The organism is Butyricicoccus pullicaecorum DSM 23266 (genome assembly GCF_900167005.1).
Classification (GTDB): Bacteria; Bacillota; Clostridia; order Oscillospirales; family Butyricicoccaceae; genus Butyricicoccus; species Butyricicoccus pullicaecorum.
In genome coordinates this window covers 31,215-44,007 of sequence record NZ_FUXW01000003.1, presented here as the reverse complement: position 1 = coordinate 44,007, position 12,793 = coordinate 31,215, and the positions used below count along the sequence as shown (strand labels likewise).

General features: G+C 64.8%; 15 protein-coding genes. All 15 read right to left on the bottom strand.

Translation table 11 applies throughout. From position 1 onward, the window contains the following. Positions 1-4: 4 nt before the first annotated feature. The 15 genes from B5D52_RS07100 to B5D52_RS07030 all read right to left on the bottom strand — a co-directional run bounded on the left by B5D52_RS07100 (position 5) and on the right by B5D52_RS07030 (position 12,790). The gene (locus B5D52_RS07100) at positions 5-517 is read right to left on the bottom strand and encodes a phage major tail tube protein (RefSeq protein ID WP_016148044.1); all 513 of its coding nucleotides are present in this window, start codon (positions 515-517) and stop codon (positions 5-7) included. After that, entirely contained in the window at positions 517-2,028 is a 1,512-nt protein-coding gene (locus B5D52_RS07095) for a hypothetical protein (protein WP_016148043.1), read from the bottom strand. Before B5D52_RS07095 ends, B5D52_RS07100 begins: the two co-directional genes overlap by 1 nt. A gap of 47 nt (positions 2,029-2,075) precedes the next feature. Further along, positions 2,076-2,693, bottom strand: coding sequence for a hypothetical protein (locus B5D52_RS07090; protein WP_016148042.1), 618 nt, complete (start codon positions 2,691-2,693; stop codon positions 2,076-2,078). Between the two features lie 13 nt (positions 2,694-2,706). Beyond that, the gene (locus tag B5D52_RS07085; protein ID WP_016148041.1) at positions 2,707-3,030 is read right to left on the bottom strand and encodes a head-tail joining protein; all 324 of its coding nucleotides are present in this window, start codon (positions 3,028-3,030) and stop codon (positions 2,707-2,709) included. Then, complete coding sequence (locus B5D52_RS07080) at positions 3,030-3,455, bottom strand: Rho termination factor N-terminal domain-containing protein (protein WP_016148040.1); 426 nt, start codon at positions 3,453-3,455, stop codon at positions 3,030-3,032. The genes B5D52_RS07085 and B5D52_RS07080 overlap by 1 nt, the downstream gene beginning before the upstream one ends. Before the next feature lie 22 nt (positions 3,456-3,477). Beyond that, positions 3,478-3,870, bottom strand: a complete 393-nt coding sequence (locus B5D52_RS16090; protein WP_016148039.1) for a collagen-like protein — start codon at positions 3,868-3,870, stop codon at positions 3,478-3,480. Between the two features lie 73 nt (positions 3,871-3,943). Then, the gene (locus B5D52_RS07070; RefSeq protein WP_016148038.1) at positions 3,944-5,014 is read right to left on the bottom strand and encodes a major capsid protein; all 1,071 of its coding nucleotides are present in this window, start codon (positions 5,012-5,014) and stop codon (positions 3,944-3,946) included. Between the two features lie 18 nt (positions 5,015-5,032). Continuing rightward, positions 5,033-5,410, bottom strand: coding sequence for a head decoration protein (locus B5D52_RS07065; RefSeq protein ID WP_016148037.1), 378 nt, complete (start codon positions 5,408-5,410; stop codon positions 5,033-5,035). Next, positions 5,410-6,618, bottom strand: a complete 1,209-nt coding sequence (locus B5D52_RS07060; protein ID WP_016148036.1) for a head maturation protease, ClpP-related — start codon at positions 6,616-6,618, stop codon at positions 5,410-5,412. Before B5D52_RS07060 ends, B5D52_RS07065 begins: the two co-directional genes overlap by 1 nt. Next, the gene (locus B5D52_RS07055; RefSeq protein WP_016148035.1) at positions 6,605-8,209 is read right to left on the bottom strand and encodes a phage portal protein; all 1,605 of its coding nucleotides are present in this window, start codon (positions 8,207-8,209) and stop codon (positions 6,605-6,607) included. The genes B5D52_RS07060 and B5D52_RS07055 overlap by 14 nt, the downstream gene beginning before the upstream one ends. 156 nt (positions 8,210-8,365) lie before the next feature. Further along, positions 8,366-8,629 (bottom strand): hypothetical protein, encoded by a 264-nt coding sequence (locus B5D52_RS07050; protein ID WP_016148034.1) that lies wholly within the window; start codon positions 8,627-8,629, stop codon positions 8,366-8,368. 15 nt (positions 8,630-8,644) lie between these two features. Beyond that, positions 8,645-10,567 (bottom strand): phage terminase large subunit family protein, encoded by a 1,923-nt coding sequence (locus B5D52_RS07045; protein ID WP_016148033.1) that lies wholly within the window; start codon positions 10,565-10,567, stop codon positions 8,645-8,647. Further along, entirely contained in the window at positions 10,551-11,120 is a 570-nt protein-coding gene (locus B5D52_RS07040; RefSeq protein ID WP_016148032.1) for a hypothetical protein, read from the bottom strand. Before B5D52_RS07040 ends, B5D52_RS07045 begins: the two co-directional genes overlap by 17 nt. 308 nt (positions 11,121-11,428) lie before the next feature. Then, positions 11,429-12,082, bottom strand: a complete 654-nt coding sequence (locus B5D52_RS07035) for a hypothetical protein (RefSeq protein WP_016148031.1) — start codon at positions 12,080-12,082, stop codon at positions 11,429-11,431. Between the two features lie 201 nt (positions 12,083-12,283). Further along, the gene (locus B5D52_RS07030; protein ID WP_016148030.1) at positions 12,284-12,790 is read right to left on the bottom strand and encodes a DUF1492 domain-containing protein; all 507 of its coding nucleotides are present in this window, start codon (positions 12,788-12,790) and stop codon (positions 12,284-12,286) included. Positions 12,791-12,793: the final 3 nt, after the last annotated feature.

Below are 12,793 nucleotides of genomic sequence, written 5' to 3'. Positions count from 1 at the left end.
GTTGTTACAGCACGCTGCGCAGGTCTTTGACGTAGTCCACGCCGCCGATGCGCATGATAGTGTTGAGCTGGTCGATCAGGCAGAACTCCTCGCCGGCGACGAAAACCTGATAGCGGCTCACGGCCAGCGTGACCTCGTTCTCCGAAGGGTTGCCCGGATCCACGGACAGGCCCGGGATCAGCTTCGGGACGCAGCGCATGAACGCCTTGCAGCCTTCGGTCTTGGTGGAGCCGTCGGCGTACTTGACATCCTGCGCCCATCTGACCTCCAGCGTCTTGCTCTCGAGCTGCACCATGGAGCGCAGCCCCTTGTCGATGCCGATCTTGGTGATGGCGGCCTCCATGCCTTCGATCTGGCCGGTCATGGGTGCGGTGTAGGTGCCCATCGCCTTATAATCGGCGGTCACATGGGTGACGGCCGGCAGGGTGATGGTCACGTCCTTGGCGACGAGGACGCCGTTGATGTACACGGTGTCGGCGAGGATGGGGCCCTTCAGGTCAAGCCACAGATTTGCCATTACTCGTCACCTCCTTCGTAGTAGACAGAGAAGCCGGCGTCGGTGTATGCGACGTACACGCTCGCAGACTTGAGGGGCGGGGTCGGGGTGACGGCGATGTCCCAGCGGAAGTCGCCGTTCATGATGTCGGTGGTGCTGTTCTCGCTCTCGAGGAACACGATCTGCGGCTCGCCCAGCAGCGCGCCCATGCTGACATACCCGTCGAGCTTCTCCTGCTCGCGGTTGATGATCTCGTCCTTGAGCGCCCGGGTCATGGGCTCGTCGATACGCGGGCTCCACTCCCTCTGGAAGTCGTTGGTGATGTGCATGAGCATACGCATGGACACGTCGAAGATCGCCCGGGGATCCACGTCGGCGCCGTAGGTGTAGGCGGCGGTGTGGTCGCCCCACAGCACCCACTCGCCGCCCCATGCGACGGCCGTGCTGATGCCGTTCTGCGTCAGCTCCTTGCCTTCCTGCTGGCTGAAGCCGCGGTTGGTGGCGTTGGCCCCAAAATACTGCTTGATGATGGGGATCGCCTTGTTGCCGCAGGTCTCCATCGGCACGCTGTTGTGGCTGAAGTCGGCCCGCATGAGCTCGACCACAGCCAGCGTGCTCAGGTGGTAGATGTTGCCGAGGTTGTCGATGCCCTGCGGCCAGTAGACCTTCGACCGCTCGCCGGTGAAGGCGTTGTTCTTCTTCCACGCGATGGCCTTGGTGATGGTGTCAACCGCCTGCGCGCTGCCATCCACGAGAGGCAGGTCGGCGACGACGAAGGCGTCCCAGTGGCCGTTGATCTTCTGGCTGGCGGTGAGCATGGCGTTGTAGACCGCCGGGCTCTGGCTCCAGCCAGGGGCGGCGATCAGGTTGCAGACCGCGAACTGCTCAGGGTAGAGCAGCGCGATGGAGCTCAGGCCGCTGTACTCGCCGCCGGCCGTCACGCCGCCGATGATGTCGTCGTCCTCGATGGTGCTGTCGTCCACCTCGTAGAAGCTGGCCGTCAGGGTGCCGGTGAGCGGGGAGTCCTCGATCAGGCTGGTGATGATGACGGTGCCCTTGGTGAAGTTGTAGTCCACGGCGTAGTCGGTGCCCTCGGCGTAGTCGCCGCCCTCGCTCATTGCGATGGTCAGGGTGTCGAGAATGATGGTGGAGCTTGCAAACTCAGCCCGGCCGCCGGTGAAAGAGAGCTGCTTGGTGGTCTCGGTCGCCTTGCGGTGCTTGCCCGCAGACGGGTCGAGGACGTTGATGACGTAGATGGGGCCGATGTTCCCGAGGGTGTTGTTGAAGTGCGCGTTCATGACCTCGCAGAGCGTAAAGGTGCCCCAGTCGGCCGCATAGCCGAGCTTTCGCTGCGCGTCGATCATGTTGCTGAGCTTGATGGGCTCATTGATGACGCCGGCGTCTGCGAAGCCGCGCACGAGGTTGACGGGTGCCGTGCCGATGTAGACCGGCGTGGTGCCCGCCTGCACGGCGCTCTGTGCCACAGTCTCGCCGATGTGGCCGTATGCGCCGTAGAGGTATTCGTTTGCCATCTGCTTTTCCTCCTTTGCATAAAATTAGAGCAGCCGGCTGGCTGCCCTTAAAGCAGGTGTTGGTAGTCCTTCGGCGTGCGTGTCAGGATCTCCTCGACGGCGAACTCCACCCACGCGAACCAGTAGGGGTAGAAGTCCGGGACGGCGTCCTGCTCAGACACAGGGCCGAAGGTGATGCCGTCCTCCTTCATGACGCGCAGCGGGCCGATGTACTCGGCGTTCTCGATCATGCGGAGGGCCGTGTCCACAAAATTCCATGCGTCGCGCCAGCCCTCGCCGTTTTTCTCGAAGAAGGCCGCGGCCTCCTCGTTTTGCCACTGGACGTATGCGCCGCTGCCGTCGTTTTTCGGTTTGAAGATGTCGCGCCCGTGGTAGCCGGGATCCCACGCAGAGAAGCAGAGCCGGATCTTGATGCTCCTCGAGCTCATGGTCAGGCTGTCGGTGCCCTCCACGATCTGCACGCAGACCGATGGGATGGGGGCCGGCACCTTCGGGGGCAATCTGTCCTTCGACGGGACGAAAAGCGAGAACGCGGTCGGGTTGACCAGCTTGTAGGGGTAGGAGGCGTCGGTCGCGCTGTCGTCGGGGAGCTTGAGCTGCACCATCGGGCAGACGGTGGAGCCCAGCCACTCCCGGACGGTCTCGATGCTGTTGACTATGGACACGGCTGCACCTCCTTTACATGGTCACGGTCTGGCCGAGCGCGATGGTGGCGACGCCCATGTCCTCGCTCCAGTCGTTGACGATATACTCGCGGCCGTCGATGTTGAGCCCTTCTCCCGCCGGGCGCCGGGGCGGCAGATCCTCGACTGCTGCATACAGCATGAGGGACGACTCTGCCACGCCCAGCTCTTGCCCCCCTTGGCGTTCTTTCAGGGCGTTGTCATCCAGCACGACGGTGATGGTCTTTCCGTCGACTTTGTGCTCCTCGCCGAACTCGGCGAGGTTGAGGAACACGAGGCGGCGGTCGTCAGCGACCATTTTCTTGAAGTCGAAGGCCATTAGACGGGATCCGCGGCGCCGATCTGAGGGGGCTCCTCATTGTCGCCGGTCTGGTCGTCGTCGGCCTCGTTGGCCGCCGCCTTCGCCTCCTCGATGGCGGCGATGACATCGGCCTTCTTGCGCATGGCAGAGGCGTCCACGCCGTAGGCGGCCGCCACTTCCTTCAGCTCGTCGAGCTTCATGTCCTCGTCGTACTCAGGAGCGGCGGGCGCGTCGCCGGTCTCGGGTACAGTCTCGGGCTCCTGCTCCGGCTTTGCGGCCGGGGCAGGGGCCACGGGCTGCTCGTCGACATACTTGGCGACGCCTTTCTTGACCAGACGGGCCTCGAGCTCGGGGTCGAACTTCTGAGGCCCGTCCGCGTTAGTGATGGGGACGACCTTGCGGCCGTTGTAATAGCCGAAGGTGCCCGCGATGATCTGGATCATATTCGTGCTCCTTTCCTTGGTCTTAGGCGGTGGCGGTTGTCACGGTGATCGGCACGGTGGAGTCGTCCGTCAGCGTGGCCGTACCGCCGGTCACTTTCCCGGTGCCGTCTGCGGTGAGGGTGATGCTCTTAACAGACTTCCCGTCTGCTCCAGCGGGCCCGGTTGCGCCGGTATCGCCCTTGGCGCCGCCCGCTCCGGCGGGGCCCTGCGGGCCAGTTTCGCCGGTGTCCCCCTTGGGGCCCTGCGGGCCGGTTTCTCCGGTGTCTCCCTTGGGGCCTTGAGGGCCAGTTTCCCCGGTGTCTCCCTTCGGGCCCTGCGGCCCGACCTGCTCATTTTGTACGCCGGCCTCGAGCTTGTTCAGCCTTTCGGCAGTGATGATGTCGCCATCCTTCCACACGGTAGGTGTATAAGCCATGTTTTTCACTCCTTTCCCACAATGGCTGCGCCGACCGTCCCCCTGCCGACCGCAGCGGTGTCAACAGGGGGCGTTATTCCCCCAGTACGTCGGCAACGATCCACGGGTTTTTGTTGTTGGGGATCAGCAGCGGGCGGCTGGAGATGGTCAGCGTGCGGGTGTTGCCCTCGGCGCTGGACACATACTTCGGCACGCGGCGGCCGGCGTAGGTGTGGAACTCTCCGTCGGCCTGCTCCACCTGAGAGACGGCGCCGTAACAGGTACGGCCAGCAGCGGGGGCGGTGAGGATGCACTTGCCGCTCGGGATGTAGAGCTGATCGTTGCCGTCGTCGTCGGTGTAGGTCTCGTCGTAGGAGATCACGCTGATGATGCGGCCGTTGATGTTCAGGCGGGCCATGATGGACGCGCCGGGCGCCAGCTCCTCGGGGGCGACGGAGCCCAGCTCATAGCGGCGGTTGTCGAGCATTTCCTTGATGTCGGGATCCTCGACGATGGCGTCGGCCACGTCCGGGGAGCACACGAGGTCAGCAGCACGCAGGCCGCGTCTGGTCAGCATACGGGCCATCGCGCCGAGGTCGGCGCGGATCTTGGCGCCTTCTGCGTCCCACTTGATCGTCGGGGTGTAGGTGGCGGGGTTGGTGCCCTCGGAGTAGAAGCGGATCTCCATCTCGTCGCTCTTGTCGGCGTCGTCGGCGATGTGCTTCATGATGCAGCCGTTGGTCAGCATGGTCTCGGCGGCCATGGCCTCCTCACGGTTGGTAATGAGGTCGCCCAGCTCGTCAGCGTCACGCATGATGAGCACCTGCTGGCGCTGCTCAGGGGTGAGCTGAGAGTACAGGGCCTCACCAAAGCCGCGCTTGCGCAGCTCGTCGAGGGTCAGGGTGCGACGGGGAGCCACGAAGGGCGGGGTATAACGCTCCATGGTGTAGCCCTTGCGCAGGATGGTGACGCCTCCCTTGCGGGGGGCCACGAAGGGGGCGAGCTTGCGGGTGCCGTCGCGGTACTCCACCAGCACATCCTCGGTGGCGAAGATGTCGGTCGCGTCGTTGGTCGGGAAGTATCTGTCACGCAGGAAGGTCGTCGCAGGGATGAGCTGCTGGACGGCCATGAGCAGCGTGTGGGTGTCGTAGAAGTTAAAAGGCATGATCTTGTCCTCCTTCTCTTAGTAGTCCAGCGCGTCGCTCAGCAGGATGCCGGCGTTGCGCATGATCTCCTCGTCGGCTGCGACGAGGGTGTAGGAGCCGTCGGTGGACAGCTTGTTCCGGGCGAAGTGCCCGGTGCGGTATGCCGTGGCGGTGACAGCGGCGCCGGTGCCGGTGTCGGTCTCGTCTGCGAGAATATAGACCGCCTTGGTCGCCGCAAGTGCGGCCGCAGCCGCGGACATCTCACCGCCGGCGGTGCCGGTGATGACAGTGCCGCGAGCGAGTACGCCCTGAGATGCGGCGAGGGTCACGGTCACAACGTCCGCAACAGGCTCATTTGTGACGATCAGCCCGTCATAGCCGACGGTGCCGAGGTTTTCATCCAGTCTCTTGCTCATTACTTCTTACCTCCGTTCTTGGTGGTGTTGTAGATGCCGACGATGGCGTCGACCTTGGCCTTGTCGTCGGCCTCGCTGCCTTCCTCGCCTCCGTTGGGGGCGGCTCCGACATCGGCGGCGCCGGACTCGGCGTTGTCGTTGGCGGCGTCCTTCAGGTGCTTGGCGCCGAGGGCCGCCTGCTTCTGCATAGCCTTGAGCGCGAGCTGCTCAGCGGTGCAGGTGCTCTCGCCGTACTTGGCGTCCCTGACGAGCTGAGCGTCGCCCACGCTGGCGGCGATGCTGTCGATGGCCTCGATGCGGGCCCGCTCCTGCGCGATGGCATTTGCGACGGCCTGCTGCTCGATCTGAGCGACGAGGTCGGGGTGCTGTGCTCTCATTTCCTCGAGAGTCATGGGCTCATCTTCCTTTCTGTTTTCGCCGCCGTTCCCGGTCGGCTTATTTCCAGCCGCCGGGGCGGCGTGGATGCTGTTGATGCGGATCGTGCTCGGGACATTATGCAGCCCCTTGATGTTGTGCCGGATGCCGGCCACGAGGAGCACCTGCTTGTCGGCGCTCACACTGACATCAGGGCCGTCGCCCTCGAGCAGGGTGTCGGCGAAGCCGTTGTCGATGGCTTCCTGCCCGACCATCCATGTCTCGCGGGTCATCATGGTGCGGAGCTGTTCGACCGCGATCCCGGTCTTGGCGTGGTAGATCTCCGCGATGGCCCGCTCGCTGGCGTCGAAGTCCTTCTGGAGCTTCTTCAGGTCTGCGAGGGTGTAGTAGTCCATCAGCAGGCCCGCGACGCCGTGGATCATGACCATGCTGCCGGGGTAGACCTGCACCTCGTCGCCGGCGCAGGCGATGACGCTGGCCGCGCTGGCTGCGATGCCCTCCACGATGACGACCTTGTGGCCGCTCAGGCCCTTGATGGCGTTGTGGATGGCGATGCCGGTGTAGAGGTCGCCGCCGGTGCTGTTGATCTTGATGGTGATGTTGCTCTTGCCCTTGACGGCCGCGAGATCCTCCATGAAGCTCTCGGGAGCGATATAGAGGCCGGGCTCGGGCTCACCCGTCCACCAGTCCACAGGCTGACGGGCGACGACATCGCCATAGAGGACGATCTCGCCCGAGTCCTCGCCGACGCTGGCGATGTTCCAGAACTTCGTCGGCGTCTGCTGGACGACCTGCGGCCCGGCGCACAGGCGCGGGGTGTTACTCGTTTTCATGCTTGTCCTTGTCTCCTTCCTTGATGGTCTTTTCCACCTCGGCGACGATGGCAGCGCGCCGCACGGCAGCCGAGAGGGATGCGCCGGCCACTGATGTGCCGCCGGAGTCGCCGGTGCTGCCGGTGTCTCCCTGAGCCGCCCGCAGCTTCTCGTTTTCCCGGGCGAGCTGGTCGATGTTGGCGTCCCACTGGCCGCCGTTGAGCCGGATCGTGGCCTGCTCGCGGGTGGTGATGCCCTCGCCGATGGCGAGGATCTCGGCCGTGATCTCCTTAGTCGGGTCGAGCTGCCCCTGCGAGGGGCCGATCCACTCGGCGCCGAGGTAGGCCGCCCGGGTTGCCGGGTCAGCGAAAAAGCCCGGGGCGCTGATGCGTCCGCGGGCCACGGCCTCGGCGATGAAGATCTCATAGATGGGGGTGCAGAAGTCATCGACAAACCACTTGCGCCTCATGCGGAAGGCTTTCCACGCCTCCAGCAGGGCGGCGCGGCTGGCGCTGTACGAGCTGTTGAACGCCTTGAGGAGCAGGTCGGCCGGGATCTCGAGGGCTGCGCCCACCTGCTCGCAGATGGCGCGCAGGAAGCTGTCGAAGCCGCTGGCCGGTCGCTTGGGGTCGGCAAAGGTGACATCCTCGCCGGGCTCCATGATGTTGATCTGTCCCGGGCCCATCTCGTACTCGTTGGGATCCCGGGTCACTTCCGGCAGGCTGCTCCCCACCTCGTTGAACGGGTTGTCGCCGGCGCCGGCCTCGGTCTTGATGAAGGCCGTGAAAAAGCTCTCCACGACGGCCGCGGTCAGCTCGCTCTCGGTGTAGCGCCGGAGCTGAAGCAGGGGCTCGATGACCTGCGCGAGGTAGCTGACGCCTCTGTACTGATCCGGGCGCTCGCTCTCCATGATGTGCAGGATGTTCGGGAGCCCTGTGCGCCGGCCGTATGCTTCCACGCGGGCCCACTTGGTCGCCGCTGCACCCAGCTCGAAGGGGTAGGTGCTGCGGATGTGGTAGGCGACGATCTGGCCGTTGCTGTCCACCTCGACGCCGTCGTAGATGGTGTTGCCGTTGGCCGCCTTGCCGGTGGTCAGCAGCATGGGGGTGACGATGCCGGAGCTCGTCGGGGTTGCCACGCGGTCGGCCTCGATCAGGTGGATGCGCAGCGAGTAGGGCATGAGGGGCGTCGGGTCGTACTGCTTGACGACCGCGAACACGTCGCCGCTGACCAGCCACGAGGCGAGGGCGAGCTGCTGCATGGCCGCGAAGTTATTGACGCCAGTGGCGTCGCACGCCCTTTTATTGTTGGCCCACAGGCTGAACTCGCGCTCGGCCTGCGCCTGCCATGCGTCTGCGGCCTCCTGCGTCATGCCGAGCGCCTCCCGGTCGATCCGGCTCTTGAGCTGGAGCCCGATGCCGACCACGTTTGTGCGGTTAGTGCGGATGGCCGAGGTGGCGATGGGTGCGGCCATGTAGAGCATCCGGGCTCTCTGCCGGAGTGTCCAGTTGTGGGCGTCGATGTCCTCCTTGGGGCTGCCGCTGAAGGCCCTGAAGCCCTTGGTCGACCTCTTGTGCCAGCTCGCGCCGGCGTCGCCGTAGCCCTTGTTCACGGGGCGGGGGCTCTGCCGGCCGCTCTGCGGTCGGCTTCTGTTCTTTCGTCTGCTGATGGTGCTCACCTCCTTCGGGTAAAAATGGCCGGCGCCGGGAGAAAAGGAGCGAAAACTCCCGGCGTCAGCCTATGAAAAAAGCCCCTTTCGGGGCTTCTTTCACCAGTCACGGGGGACGACGCCCACGGCTTTGCGGGGGCGCTGCCCGTTGAGCAGGGCCTCGAGGGCTGCGATGTCGTCCTCGAGCTCCTTGATGGCCGCCCGGATGGCGGCGAGGTCGGTGTTGTAGCGGGACAGGTTGCGGGATCCGATGCCATAGCTCTGCACGCCGCCGCTCAGCATTTCGGCCTCCCGCTTCAGGTAGAGCTCGAGCCGCTCCCGCTTGCCGGTGAGCTCGATCTCGATGGTCTTGCGCGTTTTCATGTGGTCGTGTCCTCCTTACCAGTCGTCGAAGGCGCTGGAGCTGCTGCGCTTGGTGCGCGCCCGTCGCTGCGGCGCCGGTTTTGGCTGCTCCTCGAGGCCGCGCAGGCGGCGCTCGACTGCGTCCATGTCGGGGTTGATGATCTTGAGGCCGGCGTTGGCATAGTCCCGGCAGTCGAGGGCCTCGTTGCGGTTGTGGCCGGGCAGCTTCTCCCACGCCCAGCGGTCGCCCCTCCGGGTGCTGGTGAGCACCAGCTTCTCGGAGAGCAGGCCGTTGAAGTAGTTGAGGTCGTAGCCGGCGTCGGGGTGCCGGTTGAAATGGGAATATTTTGGGCCGGGCTCCTGCACCTTCAGGCCGGCCATGATGGCAGCCTTGCCGGCGTCGACGCCGATGGTGTAGAGCCAGCAGGTGATCTTCTTGTTGTCCCGGATCGGCACCTTAGTCGGCGGGGAGACGTAGGGGATCCCGTCGCCGCCCTTGCCCTTGATGGCAAACACGCGCTTGCCCTGTCGGGCCCGGCACGCCTCATACACCTCTTGGGTGAAGTGGCCGCCGGAGTCGACGCAGGTGATGGAGATCTTCAGGCCCCGGCCGTTCTTGAACTTGTAGACATGGTCGACGACATCGTCGAGCCGCTGCCAGACCTCGGGGGTGTCCGGCCGGCCCATGATGTAGCCCTTGACGATGCCCCAGTTTTCGCCGTACTTGCCGTGGCCGACGACCTCGTACTCGAGCCGGTTGTCCTGTGTGTCCACGCCGCAGGTGAGCACCAGCACGCCGTCGGGCAGCTCCACGGGGGTGCCGTCCGGGCGTGTGCCGTAGTCCTCACGGCGGGCGAGCATGGTGTCCTCGTCCTCGAGGTCGCCGCGATCCTCCCATAGCTGGCCGAGCAGGGTGTTGTAGACCACCTTGAGCCGCTGCGGGTCGTTCTTGGCGTCGAGGAACTTGAGGACGATCTTCTCCCATGGTGTCCACGGTGAGCTGAAGGCGTTGAGCCAGAACGAGCGGACGCCCTTCTTGTAGGCGTCGGGATTTTCTGCGATCCACTTGGCCGGCTGCCGGCGCATGGTCTCCTCGGGGATCAGGCAGCCGCAGGCGGGACAGGCCCACGAGACGCCGCCCTTCAGGCTCCAGACCTTTTTGCCGCGCACGCGCTTGGCCTCGGGCTCAAAGTGGATGGCGTCGAACACGATCTCGCTGTACTCCCCGCACTCGGGGCAGCGGTGGCACCAGCGTTCCTGTGTGCCTTGGTAGAAGCTGGTCTCGATGTTGCTGGCGCCCTTGATGGTCGGGGTCGAGACCTCGACGGCCTTGGCGTTGTAGAAGGTCGCCTGACGGGCCTCGGCCAGCGCCCACGGGTCGCCCTCGGTGCCGGCGCTCGTGGCCCAGCGGTCACGCTCGTCGCCGATGATGTAGCGGGCGGGGGTGGATGCCAGCGCCGAGGCGCTGTTGGAGCCGGTCAGCGTGAGCATACCGCCCGGGAAAGACTTCTGGAGGATGGTGTTGCCGCTGTCTTTGGCTTTGACATCGTGCACCTTTGCCTTCAGGGGCTTGCTGTCCCGGATCATGGGAGCGACACGCAGCCGGCTGAACTTCCGGGCGTCGTCGATGGTAGGGTGCACATAGAGGATGCTGCCGGGGTCTTGGTCGATGATGTAGCCGATGATGTTGAGCTCGAGCTCCGACTTGCCGACCTGCGACGCGGCGACCATGACGATCTTGTGCACCTTCGGATCCGTGAAGGCCCGCATGGGCTCCTCGAGGTACGGGGTGCGCTTGGTGCGCCACGGGCCTGCCTCGGCCGAGCTTTCAGGGGAGAGGCGGCGGTGCTTGTCGGCCCACTCGTCCACGGTCAGGCTCTCGGGCGGGGCGAAGCGTTTGATCGCCCCCGAGATGGCGGCGTTGAGCTTCGCGGCGGCCTTCTTAGTCGTCCGCGTCATCGGAGAGCTCGCTCCATCCCTCCCGATCCCTTACCCGCCGCGCATAGACCTCGGGATCGTATTTGTAGCCGGCCAGCTCCTCGAGGATCTTGTAGACCTCGGCGCGGATGATGTCGGACGCTTCCGCAGCGGTGGCCGCGCTGGAGACATCCACGGCCAGACGCCCGGGCAGAGCCACGAGCATTGACCTGATGCTATACACGAGATCGGTCATGACGGCCTCGACATCCTCGCTGCGGTGCATGGTGCCCTCGAGCTCCTTGAGCTGGAGCGCGGCGATGTCTGCCTTGCTGCGCTTGAGGTCGGCCTCGGCCTCGAGCCGGCGCCCTTCGATCTCGGCGTCCTTTTTGGACGGCTCCCGGCCGTTGGCCTTGGCCGTCAGGTATCTGATGTACTTCTGGATCGTCGGCAGCAGGTCGTAGCGGTTGGCGTTGCCCTCCTTGGTGGCCGTGATGATGCCCTCCTTGGTGAGCTGCTGGATGCGGCGGGGAGTCAACTCGAACAGGGCTGCGATGGTCTTGCTGTCGACGAGCTTGGTGTTGGTGTTCGGCATGGCGTCCCCTCCTTTCTGTCGTGCTGCCGTGCCCCCACCATTTTCGTGAGGTCAGGAAAATGATCGGCGCAGGCCCCGGGCGAAGCGAAACGGCCCGGAAAAACTTTTTGGAGTCTGCGCGTTTTTTGGGCTCGCCAGCACCGCAGGCGTTAGGGGTGCGTCACAGTACCTTCGGCCGCTCTGCGTGGCCGTGTGGGGCCTCTGTGTGCCCTTTGCGGCGCGTTTTCCTGCGCGTGTGTGTTGGGCTTGCCCTCGCGTGCCCGGCCGCCTTGGCGGGCGTCCTGCTGGCCGTGGCGGCGGCCCGTGGGTCACAGGCCGAGGGCTCGCTTCATGTGGTGGTCGAGGCGCTTGGCCGTCTCGGTGTTGAGCCTCAGCATGATGGCCTCGTTGGTGCGGTCGCTGGTTATCATCTGCGGCACCGAGATGGTGGTCATCTTCTGGATGTCGGTGCGGGTCTTGCTCATGCGCTGGAATGGGATCCAGCTCGTGCCGTCGGCTTTGGTGTTGCCTGTCCCCATGAGGATCCAGTGAGACCGCTGCGAGTATGGCCCGCCCTTGGTGCGGGTGTTCTTGTAGCGGCCGATGACCTTCTTGCTGCCCTTGAGGATCTGTGCCTTCAGGGTGTAGCTCCTGCCAGCCGGCGGGGCCTTGGGCGTCATGCCGAAGTGCACAGGGGTCAGGAGTCGGCCCTTGTAGACGAGGGTGAGCTCCTCGATGGTCTCGCCTGTGATGCGGATGCTGCCCGCCATCTTCTTCGGCTTGCCTCCACTGGACGGCGTGATCTCGCCCTTCTTGATGTTGTAGACTGCCGTGACCTCCTGTGCTATCCAGCCTGGGGCCCGGGCCTTCACGTCCTTCACGGTGCTGCTGATGGCCTTGCGGCCGCCGGCCTCAATGGCCTGCACGTCTGCGACGAGCTGCCGCAGGTTTTCGATCTGGATGGATATGCTGCCGCCCGCCATGGTCGTCACCTCCTTCAGGGGAAAAGAAAAAAGCCGCCGGGCTTCTTGTGGTTGCCCGACGGCTTTCTCGCTGTCGTTGTTCGGTTGTTGGGCGGGTGTCCGTCGGACGGCTCCCCGGCGTTGTCCGGGTGTCCGGCGGTCTTTCGACATGGTACAGTGTAGCACAGGGCGCTACTGCCGTTCAATGGATTTTACTTCCCTTTACCGCCTTTTACTTCCCTTTACTGCCGGGGCCTCTGTTTCCTTCAGGATCTCGGCCATCCGCAGCAGAGCGCGGCCGTGGGCCTTGTATGTCCTGTTCTGGTAGCTGTCTATCCTCTCGAGGTAGTCCTGCCGATCACTGAACAGGACGGCGCAGATCCCGTCCCAGTCTGCCCGGTCGAAGTAGCGCAGCCGCAGCACGGCGCGCTCGTCAGGGTTTTCCACCTGCCGGATCATCGCCTCGAGGGCGGCGCGTTCCTCGCGCTCCTCGGCGAGGCGCTCCTTGATCTGCTCCTCGAGCTCCATCTTCCGCAGCACCATCATCCCGGTGCGGTCGGTCGGTGTGCCGGAGCCCCGTGGCATACCCGTCATGTCAGGGCCGGGCGGCGCGGCCATGGAGATCTCCATGCGACCGAGGCGCTCGTACTGGTTATCTATTTCACGGAGCAGGCGGGTGTATTTCCCGAGCCGCTCCTTGATGTCGTGAGTGATCGGCTTGTCGCTCATTCA

Bases quoted from the DNA above. Each gene is read 5' to 3' on its own strand.
- B5D52_RS07050 (WP_016148034.1), bottom strand. From the start codon at position 8,629: ATGAAAACGCGCAAGACCATCGAGATCGAGCTCACCGGCAAGCGGGAG.
- B5D52_RS07080 (WP_016148040.1), bottom strand. From the start codon at position 3,455: ATGATCCAGATCATCGCGGGCACCTTCGGCTATTACAACGGCCGCAAG.
- B5D52_RS07045 (WP_016148033.1), bottom strand. From the start codon at position 10,567: ATGACGCGGACGACTAAGAAGGCCGCCGCGAAGCTCAACGCCGCCATC.
- B5D52_RS07035 (WP_016148031.1), bottom strand. From the start codon at position 12,082: ATGGCGGGCGGCAGCATATCCATCCAGATCGAAAACCTGCGGCAGCTC.
- B5D52_RS07095 (WP_016148043.1), bottom strand. From the start codon at position 2,028: ATGGCAAACGAATACCTCTACGGCGCATACGGCCACATCGGCGAGACT.
- B5D52_RS16090 (WP_016148039.1), bottom strand. From the start codon at position 3,870: ATGGCTTATACACCTACCGTGTGGAAGGATGGCGACATCATCACTGCC.
- B5D52_RS07100 (WP_016148044.1), bottom strand. From the start codon at position 517: ATGGCAAATCTGTGGCTTGACCTGAAGGGCCCCATCCTCGCCGACACC.
- B5D52_RS07070 (WP_016148038.1), bottom strand. From the start codon at position 5,014: ATGCCTTTTAACTTCTACGACACCCACACGCTGCTCATGGCCGTCCAG.
- B5D52_RS07065 (WP_016148037.1), bottom strand. From the start codon at position 5,410: ATGAGCAAGAGACTGGATGAAAACCTCGGCACCGTCGGCTATGACGGG.
- B5D52_RS07030 (WP_016148030.1), bottom strand. From the start codon at position 12,790: ATGAGCGACAAGCCGATCACTCACGACATCAAGGAGCGGCTCGGGAAA.
- B5D52_RS07040 (WP_016148032.1), bottom strand. From the start codon at position 11,120: ATGCCGAACACCAACACCAAGCTCGTCGACAGCAAGACCATCGCAGCC.
- B5D52_RS07060 (WP_016148036.1), bottom strand. From the start codon at position 6,618: ATGAAAACGAGTAACACCCCGCGCCTGTGCGCCGGGCCGCAGGTCGTC.
- B5D52_RS07085 (WP_016148041.1), bottom strand. From the start codon at position 3,030: ATGGCCTTCGACTTCAAGAAAATGGTCGCTGACGACCGCCGCCTCGTG.